Genomic DNA, 16,872 nt, shown 5'->3' with positions numbered 1-16,872 from the left:
GTCCGTCTATAAATATTTCTTGCAAATGTTTTGTAATTCAGATATTCTAAAATATAAAAGTAAGAATGAATCTAAATATTTTTCTTGATAAATGAATCATATGGAAATTTGTAATATATGCGGAGGAAATGTTTTTTTGTCTCTTTTTAAAGCTAGAGACAGAGTATATCCGATTAATAAAGTTTTTTATGTTGTAAAATGTAAGAAATGCGAGAGTCTATTTTTAATGCCACAACCTTCCCCAAAAGAACTCGAAGAACATTATCCAAATACATATTATGAATCTATGATGCCTGTTAATTTTGAAACGAGAGACTCATTTTCAACATCGGTAAAATATAAATTAAGAGAAAAAGTGTTAGCGTATTATTATAATTATCCTTTTTCAGTGAAAAACAGGTTAAGTTTTATTGAAAAATTGTTGCTTTTTCCACTAAAATTCCATTTTTCTATACTTAGCAATACATTTATTCCTTGGAACGGGGAAGGGAAAGTTTTAGATATTGGCTGTGGAATGGGAGGGAACCTGAATAAACTTAAAAAATTAGGATGGGAGACTTATGGTGTAGAACCGGATGAATATGCGGCGGGATATGCAAAAGAGGCAAACCATAATATTATCTGCGGAACACTTACAGACGCCAATTTTCTTCCAAATTTTTTTGATGCTATTTTATTGAGAGAAGTTTTAGAACATTTGCACAATCCTGTAGAGACCTTAAAGGAGATAAAAAGAATTATTAAGCCAGGGGGGAGAATATATCTTTCTGTTCCTATAAGTAATAATTTATTTTTTAAAATATTTAAAAACAGATGGCATTCTTTAGAAATACCTCGTCATATATGGATACCCTCAACAAAGGCAATAAAAATCTTATGTTATAAAACAGGTATGAAGATTAACAGATTGAAATATAGAAGGGGTGGAGAAATACTGGGTAGTATACAATATGTTATTAATGATCTTGGGCGTCAAAGAATATACCTTGCAGACAACAAAAGAAATAAGATTTATCGGAATAAATTTTTAATGAAAATAATAAGTCCACTTGAGTTGATTCTTCAAGAGTTTCATTTAACCAGTGGGATATTAATAGAAATTATGAAAAAATGAAAATACTTTATTTAGGTGCAATAATGCCTCAAAATTTTCACGAACAAAATACTATTTTTACTTTTTTAAAGCATGGATATGAAGTTTCTGTAATTAACGTAAATAGATGTTATTTTACAGATGAAATAACAGGGGTTGGAAAAGTAGAAATCTGTAATATTTATGAAGAGGGAGATCCATATAAAGGTAAAATTGGTAGAATTTATTGGGAATTAAACAATTTTGGTGTAATAAGAGGCTATAAAGATATTAAAGATAGGATGACCCGCTTTATTAAAAAAGTTAACCCGGATATTATATATTGTTTTTTTGGCTCAGGGATATTTAATGAAATAAACATGATTTTAGAAATGAAATTAGGGATACCGCTAATTCATAATTTATTATGTTATCCAGCATCATTATCATATCAATTGGTAAAAAGAGAAAATAGACAGTATAGTAAAATTATTAATAGTATATCTGGTAGAATTTATCCTACGGAAACTATGTTTAATTATGTTAAAGCGGCTATTAACCCTAATAGAGGAGTTGATATTATTCTCATGGAGTATTTTAGTGAAAAATATTTTCCACATAAAAGGTTGCCATTGCTTTCTTCTGTAGATAATGAACCCCATTTGGTATTTCTTGGTAGAACAGATTTTTCTTCCACCAGATTAATTGATGATATAAGGGAACATATTTTAGAATTTGTAAAAGCAGGCATTCATATCCATTTAAGAGCTCCGGCAATGAATTTGCCCTCCAATAGATATATTCATATTTTTCCTACTTTTGATAGTAGTAGGACTTTTAATGGAGAATTGTCTACTTTTATGACTCAATTTGACGGTTGTTTAGTGCTATATAACTTTGTATCCAGATATTGTAGAGATAGGTTTTATAATACGTTACCGAGTCGTTTCCTTTTTGGAATGACAACAGCTATTCCTATCGTGTTACCAGAGAAAAGTTTAATCTCATGCGAAGAAATAGTTAAGAAATATAATATAGGGTTAATATACAAGGATGTCGATGATTTAAAAGAAAAATTATATGATGAGACAACAATGAAAAAATTAAGTAAAAATGTATTAGCAAATCATAAGAAATTTACATATGAAGATAATTTTTATAAATTAGATAATTGGATTAGAAAAATAATTACTAATCAATGAAAAATGTATTGATAATAGCTTATCATTTCCCTCCGATAGGAGGAGGAGCTGTTTTAAGAACACAAAAATTTGTAAAATACTTGCCTCAATTTGGATTGATGCCAACAGTTGTTACAACGGATATTCCTGTTTCTATAAAAGATGATAGTTTATTAGGAGAACTTGATAAAAGAATAGAGATTTTTAGAACAGTTACATTTGAAAAATTTGGCATAGAGAAAAGCTTGGATGAAAAAATTCATAAACAAAACAAAGAAAAAAGAGTGTTATTTGCAAAATTACTTATTATTTGGAAATTTTTTAAAAACACTATTATAAATAATTTTTTTATACCAGATAGGTATGTAGGCTGGACAATATTTGCATATAAAAAATGTAAAGAAATTATAAAAAGACAAAAAATAGATATGATATATAGTTCATCCCCGCCGGTTTCTGCTCATTTAGTTGCGTATCTATTAAAATGTCATAAAAAAATACCATGGGTAATGGATTATAGAGACTTATGGTTGAATCATAATATATTGGGGCCTAAAACCAAATTTAGTAAATTTATTAGTAACAAGTTAGAAAAAAAATTTATTTCTAGAGCAGACAAAATTATTTCAGCTACTGCTATAATAACAGAAGATTTTATAGATAGATATAAAAAAAATAATAAATTTATTACAATAACAAATGGTTATGATAAAGAAAAATTTGAAAATAACCATACAAGCAAATATAAAACAAAGAATAAATTTACTATTGTTTATAGTGGTAGTTTTTCTAATTATCAAACGCCCGAATACTTTCTCATAGCAATTAAAGAATTATTATTAGAGCACAATGATTTTAAATCGGATATTGAAGTTGTTTTTGCTGGTAGTGTAGAACAAAATCATCTTGTATCAACCATAGTTAATTTTGTAGGATTTATACCTTACCAGGAAGCTGTGGATTTGATATGTTCTGCAGATGTTTTGTTGCTTACAATATATGAATTACAGTGTAGCAAAAGTGTTTTAACTACTAAGTTATTTGATTATATTGGTGCGCAAAATCCCATACTTGCGCTTATTCCACCAGGGATAGCTTCAGAAATGATTAAAAATGAAAAGCTTGGAGTCGTTGTTTCTCCTAAAAATATTCCAGATATAAAAGACGCAATTCTTGAGTTTTATGTAAAATGGAAAGAAAAAAAACTTTATACGGGGGCAAATTATAGTGTGCTTGCTAAAAAGTTTGATAGAAAACAATTGACTTATGAATTAAGTAAGGTATTAAATGAGGCAATAAATCATAAAAAAATAATATGAATAATAGAGATAATATAAATATATTTATAAACAATTTAAAAATTATAAAACCAAAACGTATTTTGATGTTTTTAGGAATTATTATGCTTGCATTTTTTGTACAAAAATTATTTGGTATAATGCCTGCTTTTATATTTATGGTAGTTACTTTCGGTTTTTATTTATTTTTTATTTTTCGTGAACATATCAATTGGAGTTCTTCTCAGGTTTATGAATGGATAACAGTAGTTGTTATGGGAATAATAGCATATTTTATGGGGAGCGCAATTGCAAATGAAGATTTTTGGCCAGTACAAATTATAGTTGTGTATATTTATGTGATTTTTCTCTTCAAAAAACCTGAATATGTCTTTTTAATTTCGGTTATTTTAATTACAAATATGTTTTGTCTTATTAATCCTGATTATTTTAGTATAAAGGGGATATTTAAACTTAGAGATTTGTTATTAATAATTCCTTTTTTACCTCTTATGACAAAAGAACTTATTAATAGAAAAAATATACCCTTTATTTTTGGTTCTATTACTGCGAAAGCAATATTTGGGATATGTTTTATTATCTCTTTCTTTATTATGACTACTGTTGTACGCTATTCATATCCTATTGCCTTAAGTTTTAAAATAGCAAGGGATTATTTTTATTTTCTATTCTTTTTTTCTGTCCTCTATTCTGTAAAAAGCAGAGAACAATTAAATTTCGTTATTAAAACAATGGTTGTTCTTTCTGTTATATTTGCTATATTGTATAGTGTCCAGGCTCTTTCGGGTGGGAAAATAAATCCTTTTCCTTTTTATCGTGGAACTTCAGGGGTAAACTGGGGGGTTCCATTAGCTAGAGGATATGTTTCATTTGGTTTTGAAGGGGTTGTGCTTTTTGCACTAATAGGAGTAGTTGGATTTATAGATCCTAATCAAGTAAAACTAAAATTCTGGCTTATGGTTATTGTGGTGTTCCTTGGCATGGCATACTTTTTAAGTTTAGGTAGGAGCGGATGGTACTGTGCCATACTAGCTATTATTTTGAATTGGGTTTTATTGCCGGTTGAACGTAAACATATGTTTGCAAGGTGGATGATAAAAACAAGTGCAATGTTTCTTTTCCTCCTGTTTTTGATAGGAAGTATAAGATATAAATCTCCTGCTGTATTAATTACTGGTGGAATAGATAGATTCCGTAGTGGTTTCACTGAAATGCAAACACGTTCGGGAACATTTGGAGCAAGAGCAAAAGTGTTTGAGGGATTTTTAGATAAAGGCGTAAAAGAAAATCTTTTATTTGGAATGGGATTTTTATATCCGGATGAAGGGCTAACTAATACTTTGCCTTATAGAACGGTTATTTATGTGGATAGTGGATTAGTGACCCTTTTGAATACTATGGGAATAGTAGGGTGTTTATTTTATATAGGGTTAAATATTCTTTTTATTTGGAGAGCTTTTTATATTTTTCATAGATTACACACACCTGTTTACAAAGGGTTTCTAATAAGCTTTCTCGCAGGGTTGATAGTCGGATGGGTGACTATATTTACATATCCAGGGTTAACTAATTATTCAGATATTGTTCTTACTGCGTTGTATCTTGGATTGAATGAAGTGATGTATAAAGTTGATTTTATAGATACCAAAAATCATAATGGAACTCTCAATAATAATTTTAAATTATAACGGGAAACATTGGCTTAAAGATTGTCTGGACTCTATTTTAAAAAATACTACTAATACTAACTTTGAAATACTTTTAGTAGATAATGCCTCTACAGATGGAAGTATTGAATATGTTGAAAAAGAATTTCCTTCAGTAAAGATTATTAAAAATAAGACAAATGTGGGATTTACACGTGGAAACAATATAGGAATAAAAGAGGCAGTAGGAGAGTATATATGTATATTAAATAACGATACAATTATTCTTTCAGATGCTATTGAGAATCTTTTAGGTTTTGTTAAATTGCATCCTTTAAAAGTCCTTGCTGCAGGTAAGTTATTAGGATTTGATGGAAAATTTCAAACAAATTATACTAAGTATCCAGAGTTTTTGCAAGAATATTTAAATTTTACAATTTTTAAGCTTAAAGCGCCTAATTTTCTTATTAGAAAAAAAGCATGTATTAGTAAGGAAAATGGTAAATATATAGATAAAATTTGCAAAGTTGATGTAGTTACAGGAACGTTTTTTATAATTAAAAGGGAAGATATGTTGAAATTAGGCGGCTTTGATGAGAACATTTTTATATTTTATGAAGATGCGGATTTATGTTTTAGGTTTAGAAAAAATGGCGGACATATTTTTTATTATCCAGATGCTGTTATAAAACATTATATGGGAGGGTATTATAAATCTCACAAATTAGATGCAATAGAAAAAAGTTATCAAAGCATTTTGTATTATTTTAGAAAACATTATGGCAGGGGATATTGTTTCTTGTTTGATTTTGCTGTGAAAAAGACAATTTTTATTATGTTGTTCTATTTGATGGCTATACCGGCACTTATATCTAATGAAAATTCTAATTATAGAAGGAAAATAGAGGAAAAGATAAGAATGTTTCATTATATATTAGGAATATAATTATCCAATATATCACGATATTAAAATAAAAATTTCAATATGAGGGACCTTACAATTTTAAATCTTGCATTATATAGCCCTGATTTTTCAAGTAATTTTGGGGAAAGCTTGTTAAAGCTAGGGAAAGAACTTAAACTTCGTAAGGGGAAACTTATAGTTTGTTTTCCTGAGTTTAAGGATTGGATGAACATTTTTAAGATTAATGATATTCCCGTTGAAATAGTTCCTATAAGAAGAGTTTTTGATTTTAATGCCATTAAATTGGTTGTTAAATTGGTAAAAAAATATAACATTACCATTATTCATACGCATTTTGGAATAGAAACCCAAGTTATAGCCTGTATTTCTAAATGGCTATGTAAAAGAAATACCGGTGAGCCTTTGGCTCAAAAAATTGTCTGGCATTGGCGTAATCCTATTCGCACTGAAATCATATCAGATGATGCAAAAGGGATTAAGAAAATACTTTTAGAGATAAAGAAATTATCCGGAAATTTATTTTATAGGTTCTTAGATAGGCATTTTGTAACTACGAATATAGTTATTTCAAGCTCAATTAAAAGTATGTTATTAAAAAGGAAGCTAATTCCTGAATGCAAGATTGAAATCATTCCTAATGGAATAGATTTAGAGTCCTACAATGTTGATAACGTGGAAGATATAAGGAAGGGTTTTTCTATAAGTCGGGACACAATTTTAATAGGAAATATAAGTAATTTTAGACCCCAAAAAGACCATTTTACATTTCTTGAAGCTATAAGAATAGTATTAGAGAAACACCCCAAAAGTATGTTTATATTGGTAGGAGATGGTCCAAATAGATTAAAGGCAGAGAAATATGCGGATTCTTTAGGAATAAGGCAAAATCTAATATTTACGGGAGTGCAGGGCGATATTAAGCCCTTTATTAAAGCCTGTAATTTTACCGTTCTTTCGTCTTTTTATGAAGGGTTCGGAAATGTCATTTGTGAGTCTATGGCATTAGAGAGACCGGTAATTGCAACAAATGTTGGAGGAATTACGGACATTATAGTGGACAATGAAAATGGCTTTTTAGTCCCGCTTAAAAGTCCTGAAATAATGGCAGAAAAAATGGTAAGGCTTATAATACACCCGGAAGAAGTGGAACATTTTGGAAAAAATGGAAGAAGATTGATAGAAAAAAGATTTACGATTCAGATATGGACACAATCAATTATATCATTGTATCTAAAGATGATAAAGATTAAGTAATAATAACGGTGTATTTTATAAATTTAAGTTGCATAGTGAAAGAATAAGTTTATAATTAGCTTCCTGTGATGCTAAATAATAATATAGAATTTAAGAGTAAGTTCGCAGATATGAAACTTATTGACTCGTTAATTAATGATTTATACAGAATTGCAAAGCAAAATTATATTATTATGGAAGTTTGTGGTACACATACGGTAGCATTTTTAAAGTTTGGTTTAAAATCTTTATTGCCGAAGTCAATTCGTGTTATTGCCGGTCCGGGTTGCCCGGTATGCGTTACGCCTCAAAAACTAATAGACTATTCCATTAGTTTAGCAGATTATGCGATTATTGTAAGTTATGGGGATATATTTAGAGTGCCGGGTTCGTTTTCTTCTTTAGAAAAAGTAAAGTCTAAGGGGAAAGACATAAGGATTGTTTATTCTATTACGGAAGCCTTGGATATTGCGATTGATAATCCTAAAAAGATGGTTGTTTTTTTGGCAGTAGGATTTGAAACTACTGCCCCTGCTACGGCGAACGTACTGATTAGAGCAAAAAAATTAAATGTAAATAATTTTTTTATTCTTCCGGGGCATAAGCTTATCCCGCCGGCTATTGAATATTTGTGTTCTAACGGGGTAAATGCAAATGGTTTTATGCTCCCCGGGCATGTTTCGACAATTATTGGCTGTTCAGCGTATCAATCTATCGTAGATAAATATAAAATTCCTTGTGTTGTTACCGGATTTGAAGCAATAGATATAGTTACAAGTATTTATAAACTTGTTGAGCAGATAAATAACAATGATGCTAAATTGGATAATACATACTCAAGAGGAGTAAAATGGTACGGTAATCCTGTTGCAAAAGAAAATATAGCAACTGTTTTTAGAACTGCAGATTCTGAATGGCGTGGTATTGGTTCTATTCCCGATAGCGGGCTCGAACTCAATCAAAATTTTCATGAATTTGATGCTATGCAAAAATTTGGTATTAAATTATCAGATACCATAATTGAAGACAATGGCTGTAGATGTGGTGATGTATTACTTGGCATTATTGAACCTGAACAATGCGTAAACTTTGGCAACAAATGTACTCCTGAAGAACCAATAGGACCGTGTATGGTTTCTTCTGAAGGCACATGTGCGGCATATTTTAAGTATGGAAAAACTTAAGATTAGTTATATTACGTATATTTTTGGGTGTAATTAAAGATAAAATGAACTCTATATTATTAGCTCATGGAAGCGGCGGTAAATTACAGTCTGATTTATTGGAAAAGGTTATATTAAAATATATAAAAAACCCTATTATTAATTTGCTTGAAGATAGCGCATATTTGTCCGTGAGTAAAAGCAAAATTGCTTTTACAACAGATTCTTATGTAGTGAACCCATTATTTTTCCCCGGAGGAAATATTGGTAAACTTGCCGTATGCGGGACGGTAAATGATTTGTTATGTATAGGCGCAAAACCTTTGTATTTGAGTTTAGGTTTGATTATTGAAGAAGGCTTTGATTATGAAAGGTTTGAAAAAATAATTGCGAGTATAGCTTCGGAAGCAAAAAATGCGGGAGTAAAAATAGTTTGCGGGGATACAAAAGTAGTTGAACATGGGAAAGGGGATGGAATTTATATAAATACTGCCGGGATAGGGGAAATTAAACATTATTTTTCTCCACAAAAAATAGAAGCAGGCGATTTTATTATAGTAACAGGGAATATTGGAGACCATGGGATAGCACTGCTTTCTGAAAGGCAGAAACTGAAGTTTAAGACTCCGATTATAAGTGATGTTGCTAATCTTACAGGCATTGCGGATATATTATTTAAAACTTCCGGCATTCATTGTATGCGAGACCCAACAAGAGGTGGATTAGGCGGAATTTTGAAAGAAATAGCACTAAAATCTAATATAGAAATGGAAATAAATGAAAATAGTATTCCTATTAACCCGGGTGTTAATAGTATATGTGAAATTTTGGGGATAGACCCTTTATATCTTGCTAATGAGGGGAAATTCGTTATTTTCAGCAAAGAAGAAAAAGTAGTGTCTCTCTTAAGACGTACTAAACTTGGAAAAAATACGGCTGTTATCGGGAAAGTTGTTAAAAAGAAACAAAAAGGGGAAGTGATTCTGCTGACAAAAACAGGGGGGAAAAGAATTATTGATATCCCTCGCGGTGAATTACTTCCAAGAATATGTTGAAGGTGTGAATGTTTAACATAGAGTAATGACGAATTCTTGTCCCAAAAATAAGAAAGAAAAGAACGAGAAGTATATTTCCCGTTATCTTCCGCACGATGAGTTACAAGAAAAATTAGATAGACATTTGGATTATAAAAATTTCAATACAAGATTTCTTCATAGGCAAAGAATAAACAGTTTTTTAGAAATAACAAAATCGATATCAAATGTTAATAGGGCATTGGATATTGGGTGTGGAACCGGTATTTATTCTGAGTTATTGTTAGGCGTATCAAAAGAGATTTTTGCAACGGATATAAAAAAAACTGTTTTATTTCCAAAAAATAAAAGCTCTTTTATACAAATGGATTTGCAAATGTTGGGATTTAAGGAAAATACTTTTGATTTCATAGTATGCTCAGAGGTTTTGGAACATATAGAGAATCTTAACTCCGGATTAAAGGAGATTTATAGGATTTTAAAGCCTAATGGTATAGTGTTGATTTCGGTACCAAATAAAACAAGTATTTTTTGGGTTAAAAATTATATAAAATTTTACTTTACTTATTTTTTTAATAAAGCGCCAAGCATTATCAGACAGGAATATAAAAAACATATAGATTTTTCAGCTTTTAAGTTAATAAAATTAATGAAAAGCATGGGATTCAATATACTGAATGTATATGGTGTTTTTCTTATGCTGTGTCCCATTAAAATTATTGAATATTTTGCGAAAGAATTCCCCCAAATAGCATATAATATTTGTAGAATAGATGAATGCTTGTTGAAATTAGATATTAAAAGATATAGTGGTTATTTATTTATTTTAGGATATAAAAAATGAAAGTTCTTGTATTGAGTAATATGTATCCGTATGGACAATCGTATTATGGGGCATTTATAAAAAGGCAGATAGAGTCTTTAGAAAACAGAAATGTTGTAGTTATAAAGTCGATAAAGACAAAGAAAGGTAGTTATTTTATATTTTATTTGAGAAGCATTTATTATATTTTGTTTAAGAAATATGACATTATTCATGCTCATTATGGATTTCATTCGGCTTTTCCTACCCTGATTTTCAAGAGAAAAAAGCTTATAATTACTTATCATGGAAGCGATGCTTTATTGGAGCCATATCGTAATTTTTTATATAATTTTTTGCACAGGGTAACAATTAAAAGAGCTGATTTTATTATTGCTGTTAGCGAAGGGATAAAACAGTCACTTATTCGGAAATTTAATATTAATGAATTAAAAATTTCCGTAATTAGCTGTGGCGTGGATACAAACTTATTTTCCCCAACTCTTCATAAAAAAGAGTTAAGGAAAGAACTAAATCTTCCTGAATCTAAAAAGATAATACTATTTGTTGGAGAAGTTTCTTATAATAAAGGCGTGGATATCATATATGAATGCGCAAAAGTGTTAAAAGATTATTTGTTCATATTGATAGGGGATATAAAACATAGGACAAATCCTTTGCCTAACTATATTCTAACCGGAACTAAGCCTAATTCCGAGTTGTATAAATGGTTTAATGCCTGTGATTTATTTTTCTTGCCAAGCAGGAGCGAAGGAACGCCGGTTTCTATTTTAGAAGCAATGTCTTGTGGATTAACGGTTTTGGCGTCTAATGTTGGAGGTATTCCTGATATTATAGAAGATGGTAAAATAGGGTGGTTGATAGATAATTTAGACGAAAAGGATAAAATAATAAATAAATTAAGGACGATAATCGAGGATACGAAAATGTTAGAGAGTGTCGGTAAGAAAGGGAGAGAAAATATTATAAAAGATTTCAGCGAAGATAAAATTGCAGAAAAAATAAAGGGGATATATACTAAAATACTATGGGAATAGCGGGGATATTAAGCAAGTCGAGTTTGAATAAAGATAGTCTTGCAGCTATGTTAGAGACTATGAACCACGAAAGTTTCTACAAAAAAGAGTTTTATGAGTCCGGCTCTATTTTATTAGGAAGCGTAGGCATTACGCAAGGGAAAAAAATATTATTTAATAATGATAAAACTATTATGCTTTTATCAAATGGAGAAGTCTTTTACAATTTCAATGCGAAATCAAGTACCCGTAACTTGTTATCCCTGTATGAAAAAGAAGGTATAAACTTTGTAAATTATATAAAAGGACAATTTGTTATTGTAATTTTTCATATACAGGATAAAAAGGTATTTATTGTAACTGACCACTATGGGTTTAAGCCTTTATATTACACATATAAAGACGATAAATTTGTTTTTGCATCGGAACTCAAAGCTATTGTAAAATGTCTCGGATTAAGTTCTTCAATTAATATTTCTGCATTGGCTGATTTTGCGATGTTTAATTACCCGCTGGGAGATAAAACATTTATCAAAGATATTGAGCGTATGCCGCCTGCTTCAATATGGGAATTTGATTTAAAAAGATTGTCTGATTTTCAGCAGAGCTGGATAAGAATCCCTAAGGGCTGCGCCCAAGGGCTTCTTAAAAAAAGGGAATACTGGGAATTTAAGAATCTTCTCCATAAGGATCAATTAAGTACGGAAGAAGCTACTAAACAATGCGGCGAAGTATTTAAAAATGTAGTTGGTGAGTTATTAAGTAAAGATAAGAAAATTAGTCTTACCCTGACTGGAGGATATGATTCCCGGGCAATATTATCTACTATAGACTGTAATAGATATAAAGTTAATAGTTTTACATATGAAATACAGGATAAAAAACAATCTATTATTGCTCAAGAAATTGCGAAGGTTGCAGGATGTAGTCATATAATCCAAGAGATTGGTTCCGAATTTAATAAAGACGTTGATGAATTTTTAGAAAAAACCGTTTGGTTTACAGATGGTTTGTGTAATATAGTTCATACGGAATTATTGTATGTATTTAAGAAATTGCAGAATCTTGTAAATCCATGTTTTACAGGAATAGGTGGAAGTGAACTTATCAGAGGGTTACAGAATACGGGGCTTCCGTTTAGTGAAAATTTGAGAGATATAATATTTTCTGATACTCCATTACAGACATTGGATAATATTGGGAAAATGGATAATTCTTATGGTTTGTTTTCTAAAGAATTTATTGAACACAATAAAGATAAGATTGAGATGAAGATTCCATTGGAATTATCAATAAATGAGAGAGCGTTGTATTTTACGTTATATGAAATCTTCCGTAAATATTATGGGGGAGTGACATTGCTTGAAAGTTTTTATGCCCATATTAGGCTTCCGTATATGGATTATGATTTTGTAAATTTTATGGTCAATACGCCATTCTCTATTTTGCAGAACAAACAATTTTCTCAGAATCCTTTGAATAGATTAAAAGGGCAACAAATTTCAAGTAAAATTATTCAATATAATAATTCAAAACTACTACTCGTACCAACAGATAGGGGATATCTTCCTTTATTTAATTTATATCCGATGGCTTTGCCCGTAATTTTGTTTTATAACCTTAAACGAAAATTATCCGGTTCTTCTAATAAAAGTTCAACTGAAAATGTTATGCGTAGTGTAGCTAAAAGGATTATAGAAGAGGATAAAACTCAAAAAAGGGATTACTACAATGCCGGAAAATTAAAAGAATTATCTCGTATTTATCCGAATTGGAGTATTACGGACTGGCAAGAAATAACAAAAGTTGTTACATTTGAAATGTGGCTGAGGCAGTTAGAGAATACAAATAAATGATAAAAAATCCACTAATAATGATCTATTTATGAAAATTCTTCATATAAATTGGTCTGGGGAAATCGGGGGGGCAGAAACATTCGTATATAACCTAGCTTTTGCTCAAAAAGAGAGTCGCAATGACGTGACAATAGCATATATGACTAAAAGTTCCATATTGGGACTTAAAGCTCAAAAAACAGGCATTAAAACCATAGAATTTGATATGTGCTCAGGGTTTGATCTAATCAAGGGGCTTAATTATATAAAGTTCATAAGAAAGGAAAAATTTGATATTATTCATGACCATAACGGTCCTCCAATTGTAAGGTTATCAAAAGTTTTTTCCGGGAAGTCAACTTTTATTCAGCATATTCATGGAACAAAATGGGGTAATATAAAATGGGAAAAGAGAGAAGTCATATTATGGAAAACAATAACGAATAAGTTTGTTGGTTGTTGGATTGCTAACTCCGAGCATACTAAAAAAATTGCATCTTTGAAAGAACGAATTCCTTTGTCTAGTATTAAAGTTGTGTATAATGGCATAAAATTGTCAGAATTTAAGTTATTAAGGGATAAAAGTGAAATTAAGAAAGAGTTCAATATGGGTAAAAATGACTTTATTGTAGGAACGGTTGCCAGGTTGGCTCCACCTAAGGGTATAGATAATTTTATTGAGGTTGCAAGAAGGACAGATGATTCGGATATAAAATTTATCATAGTGGGGGAGGGGGAGTTAGAAAGTAAGCTAAAGTTACTTGTAAAAGAAATGAATTTGCAGGATAAAATAATCTTTACAGGTGCGAGAGAAGATATTCCCGATATTTTATCTATTTTTGATATATTTTTATCAACATCTAAGTGGGAAGCTTTTGGTATAACTATTATAGAAGCTATGGCAGTGGGTTTGCCCGTAGTGGCATTTTCGGTTGACGGGATAAAAGAAATAGTAAAAGAAAATTGTGGAATATTAGTCCCTTATCCGGATGTGGATAAGATAGTAGAAACTATAAGTTTTTTGAAAACTAATCCGGCCAAAAGAAAAGAAATGGGAACAAAAGGTATGGAATATGTCTCTAATTGTTTTGATATTAAAACAATAGAAACAAAAATAAAAGATTTATATGAAGAGGTGTGCTCTACTTCTTCGCAGCGAAACAAACTCCGTAAATAAACTTAGATTATCGTATTATAGCAACTTTTTTAGATGTATAAGTTTCACCTGCTTTTAGCGATACGAAATATACTCCGGAAGCAAGTCCATAGGTAGTAAATTTTAAGTTATAATCCCCAGCGATTTTATTTTCATTTGCAAGAGTTTTTATTACTCTACCTGTTATGTCACATATATTCAAAGTTATATATTGATTTGTTGATATGTTGAAACTTACAGAAAGGTATTGAGTAATAGGATTAGGAGATATTTTTAGATTTAATTTATTGTTAGAGATTTCTTCAATGCCAACATTTCCAACTTTTAAAGTAATTGGTACCAGCCAAGGATTATTGTTACTGAAATTTGACACTATTCTAAGTGTATCGTAGTAATAGCCTTTTGCTAATCTTGCTCTGGCAATAATAGTAATATTTTGGGCTCCTCCTGTTTTAGGAATAGAAAAGTTGGTAGGGTTTACTGAAAAAATCCAATTTGAGTTATAAGTTATATCGGAAACAAATAAATCGGTATTAGATGAGCTTGAATTATAAACAGTTACTATACCAGAATCACAAGGGGCAGATGCAATAAGAACTGCATTACGAAGGTTAGGTTTTCCATAACCATACTTATTGTCCCATCCCGTTGGTCCAAGATCCGTGGCGGTAGAATTTAATATTTTTCGCACCTCACGATTTGTAAGGGATGTATTTGCTGCCCAAACAAGTGCAGCACATCCCGAAACATTTGGACAGGAAAAAGATGTTCCGTCCTGTGGCCCATAAGTTCCCCCGGGACAGGTTGTTTGTATGCCTTCTCCGGGAGCTATAAGTTCCATAGCAGGACCATAACAACTAAAAGAAGACCACTGATTTGTTTGTCCGATAGAACCTACACATATAACTGAGGGATACCCTGCGGGGAAAGTAATTCCCAGGCTCCCTTCATTACCACTTGAAGCAACAAGAATACATCCGGAATCCCATGCTGCCTGGCATTCTGTCATACTGTATTGACCTGCTCCACCGGCATTACTCATAGAAATAACATTTACATGATTATCTATGCACCATTGTATTCCTTGTCCCAGCCATGCATCGGTTGTAGTGGAACCGCTTACTATTCGTACACTATAAAGTCTGGAATTTGATATGCCTGCAACTCCTATGCCATTATTAATAGTTGCGGCAGCAACACCGGAACATTCTGTCCCGTGAGATCCTGCCGGAGCTGGATCATTATTTCCGTCTACAAAATCATACCCTTTTATGGTAGTGAATCGGGCACTTAAATCCGGGTGAGTATAATCTGCTCCCATATCAAGAATTCCTATAGAGATAGAATCACTCCCATATCCAAAATCCCATGCACCAGGTGCGTTTAAGTTTGTTTTATCCCATTGTTGTCCCCAATAGGGATCGTTAGGATTCGCCTGAAGTTTTATTATTCTATTTGGTTCTACAGAGTTTATATTAGGTTTAGTTCTAAGGGACCGGATAAAAGCTTTTTCTTCTTCTATTCCTCCGGATATTTTAACAAGTATGAAATTAGAGCCTAAATTTCTATTTAATAATAACACATTTTTAGTTGTAACATTAAGTTCTTCTAATGTAGCATTTTTTACATTTATATTATTACTATAACCGATTATTATTTCTCCTGGAACTATATCTTGCCAGTATTTTTTATCTGTTTCTTTTAATAAAGGGACTGACGGATTGGGGAAATCCGTTTTAATTGTTTTTACTAATATAGCACTACTATCTATTTCTAGTGTAAGTTGAGAAGGATAAATACTCATTTCAGGCTCTTCATTTTCATACTTTACAATAACGGCTTGGAGATAATCACCAACATCATCTATCCATATCGGGGTTTTACTGGGATCATAGTATTTTGAGGGCGAACTTACTGTCTTATCCATAGCGCTTGTAGGATATAAAGTATCGGATTCAAAATTACCAACCCAGAATGGGAAATATGCATAAACCGGGGTAGGTAGTGTATACATTGTCCAATTAACGCCTCCTGAAGTTGTGTTTATGGTAGTAGAGGTAGAGAATACTCTCTGTCCCGGGTTATTAAATTCATTATTTTCCCATATAAATAGACTACATTGTTTTGATGAAGCTGTCTGACTATATACTCCATATAGAATTGCAATTATAGAGCAAGGTTTCTGTATTGTGAATTTAGTTGCTTCGTATTCGATTCGCCATTTTGCTCCGCAAGGAGAGTAAGGTGATGATACTTGGGGACTTAAAGTATCTAGTGTGCTTTTCCCGATGTTAGATGATGCAAATATAGTTTTATTGGAATATTTATCAGATAATAGGATAACGGGTTTACTTCCCCAGACTAAACTTCCTAAAGCAGTTAAAATTAACATAAATATAGATTTATTCATAGATTTATCCTTTTTTGGTTAAATTAATTTTCTTAAGATATACGATTTTAATAATGTGGCTGAATTAATTATTTGTCAAG

At 31.1% G+C, this 16,872-nt stretch carries 13 protein-coding genes; 12 read left to right on the top strand and 1 reads right to left on the bottom strand.

The window, feature by feature from the left end; genetic code table 11:
- The first annotated feature begins 100 nt into the window (after positions 1-100).
- The 12 genes from WC614_07390 to WC614_07335 all read left to right on the top strand — a co-directional run bounded on the left by WC614_07390 (position 101) and on the right by WC614_07335 (position 14,403).
- A complete protein-coding gene (locus WC614_07390; GenBank protein ID MFA5032826.1) occupies positions 101-1,114 on the top strand; it encodes a class I SAM-dependent methyltransferase in 1,014 nt (337 codons plus the stop codon).
- The gene (locus WC614_07385; protein ID MFA5032825.1) at positions 1,111-2,274 is read left to right on the top strand and encodes a hypothetical protein; all 1,164 of its coding nucleotides are present in this window, start codon (positions 1,111-1,113) and stop codon (positions 2,272-2,274) included. Before WC614_07390 ends, WC614_07385 begins: the two co-directional genes overlap by 4 nt.
- A complete protein-coding gene (locus WC614_07380; GenBank protein MFA5032824.1) occupies positions 2,271-3,572 on the top strand; it encodes a glycosyltransferase family 4 protein in 1,302 nt (433 codons plus the stop codon). Before WC614_07385 ends, WC614_07380 begins: the two co-directional genes overlap by 4 nt.
- 83 nt (positions 3,573-3,655) lie before the next feature.
- A complete protein-coding gene (locus WC614_07375; GenBank protein ID MFA5032823.1) occupies positions 3,656-5,239 on the top strand; it encodes a hypothetical protein in 1,584 nt (527 codons plus the stop codon).
- Positions 5,208-6,143, top strand: coding sequence for a glycosyltransferase family 2 protein (locus tag WC614_07370; GenBank protein MFA5032822.1), 936 nt, complete (start codon positions 5,208-5,210; stop codon positions 6,141-6,143). The genes WC614_07375 and WC614_07370 overlap by 32 nt, the downstream gene beginning before the upstream one ends.
- A gap of 39 nt (positions 6,144-6,182) precedes the next feature.
- Positions 6,183-7,376, top strand: a complete 1,194-nt coding sequence (locus tag WC614_07365; protein MFA5032821.1) for a glycosyltransferase — start codon at positions 6,183-6,185, stop codon at positions 7,374-7,376.
- A 68-nt stretch (positions 7,377-7,444) separates the two neighbouring features.
- Positions 7,445-8,539: a hydrogenase formation protein HypD gene (hypD, locus tag WC614_07360; GenBank protein MFA5032820.1), complete on the top strand. Its 1,095-nt coding sequence runs from the start codon at positions 7,445-7,447 to the stop codon at positions 8,537-8,539.
- A gap of 44 nt (positions 8,540-8,583) precedes the next feature.
- Complete coding sequence (gene hypE, locus WC614_07355; GenBank protein ID MFA5032819.1) at positions 8,584-9,573, top strand: hydrogenase expression/formation protein HypE; 990 nt, start codon at positions 8,584-8,586, stop codon at positions 9,571-9,573.
- Positions 9,574-9,598: 25 nt separating this feature from the next.
- On the top strand, positions 9,599-10,396 hold the full coding sequence (locus tag WC614_07350) for a class I SAM-dependent methyltransferase (GenBank protein ID MFA5032818.1): 798 nt from the start codon (positions 9,599-9,601) through the stop codon (positions 10,394-10,396).
- Complete coding sequence (locus tag WC614_07345; GenBank protein MFA5032817.1) at positions 10,393-11,412, top strand: glycosyltransferase family 4 protein; 1,020 nt, start codon at positions 10,393-10,395, stop codon at positions 11,410-11,412. Before WC614_07350 ends, WC614_07345 begins: the two co-directional genes overlap by 4 nt.
- Positions 11,403-13,247 carry an asparagine synthase-related protein gene (locus WC614_07340; GenBank protein ID MFA5032816.1) on the top strand — a complete coding sequence of 615 codons (1,845 nt, stop codon included), beginning with the start codon at positions 11,403-11,405 and terminating at the stop codon, positions 13,245-13,247. The genes WC614_07345 and WC614_07340 overlap by 10 nt, the downstream gene beginning before the upstream one ends.
- A gap of 28 nt (positions 13,248-13,275) precedes the next feature.
- Positions 13,276-14,403 (top strand): glycosyltransferase, encoded by a 1,128-nt coding sequence (locus WC614_07335; GenBank protein MFA5032815.1) that lies wholly within the window; start codon positions 13,276-13,278, stop codon positions 14,401-14,403.
- Between the two features lie 7 nt (positions 14,404-14,410).
- On the opposite strand, the gene WC614_07330 is transcribed toward WC614_07335, so the two are convergent.
- Positions 14,411-16,792, bottom strand: coding sequence for a S8 family serine peptidase (locus tag WC614_07330; GenBank protein ID MFA5032814.1), 2,382 nt, complete (start codon positions 16,790-16,792; stop codon positions 14,411-14,413).
- Positions 16,793-16,872 lie beyond the last annotated feature (80 nt).

Source organism: bacterium, from assembly GCA_041649255.1.
Taxonomy (GTDB): Bacteria; Hydrothermota; UBA3073; order JACQXS01; family JAQTXJ01; genus JAQTXJ01.
The sequence above is the reverse complement of the archived record's forward strand: the minus strand, read 5'-3'. Positions and strand labels throughout refer to the sequence as shown.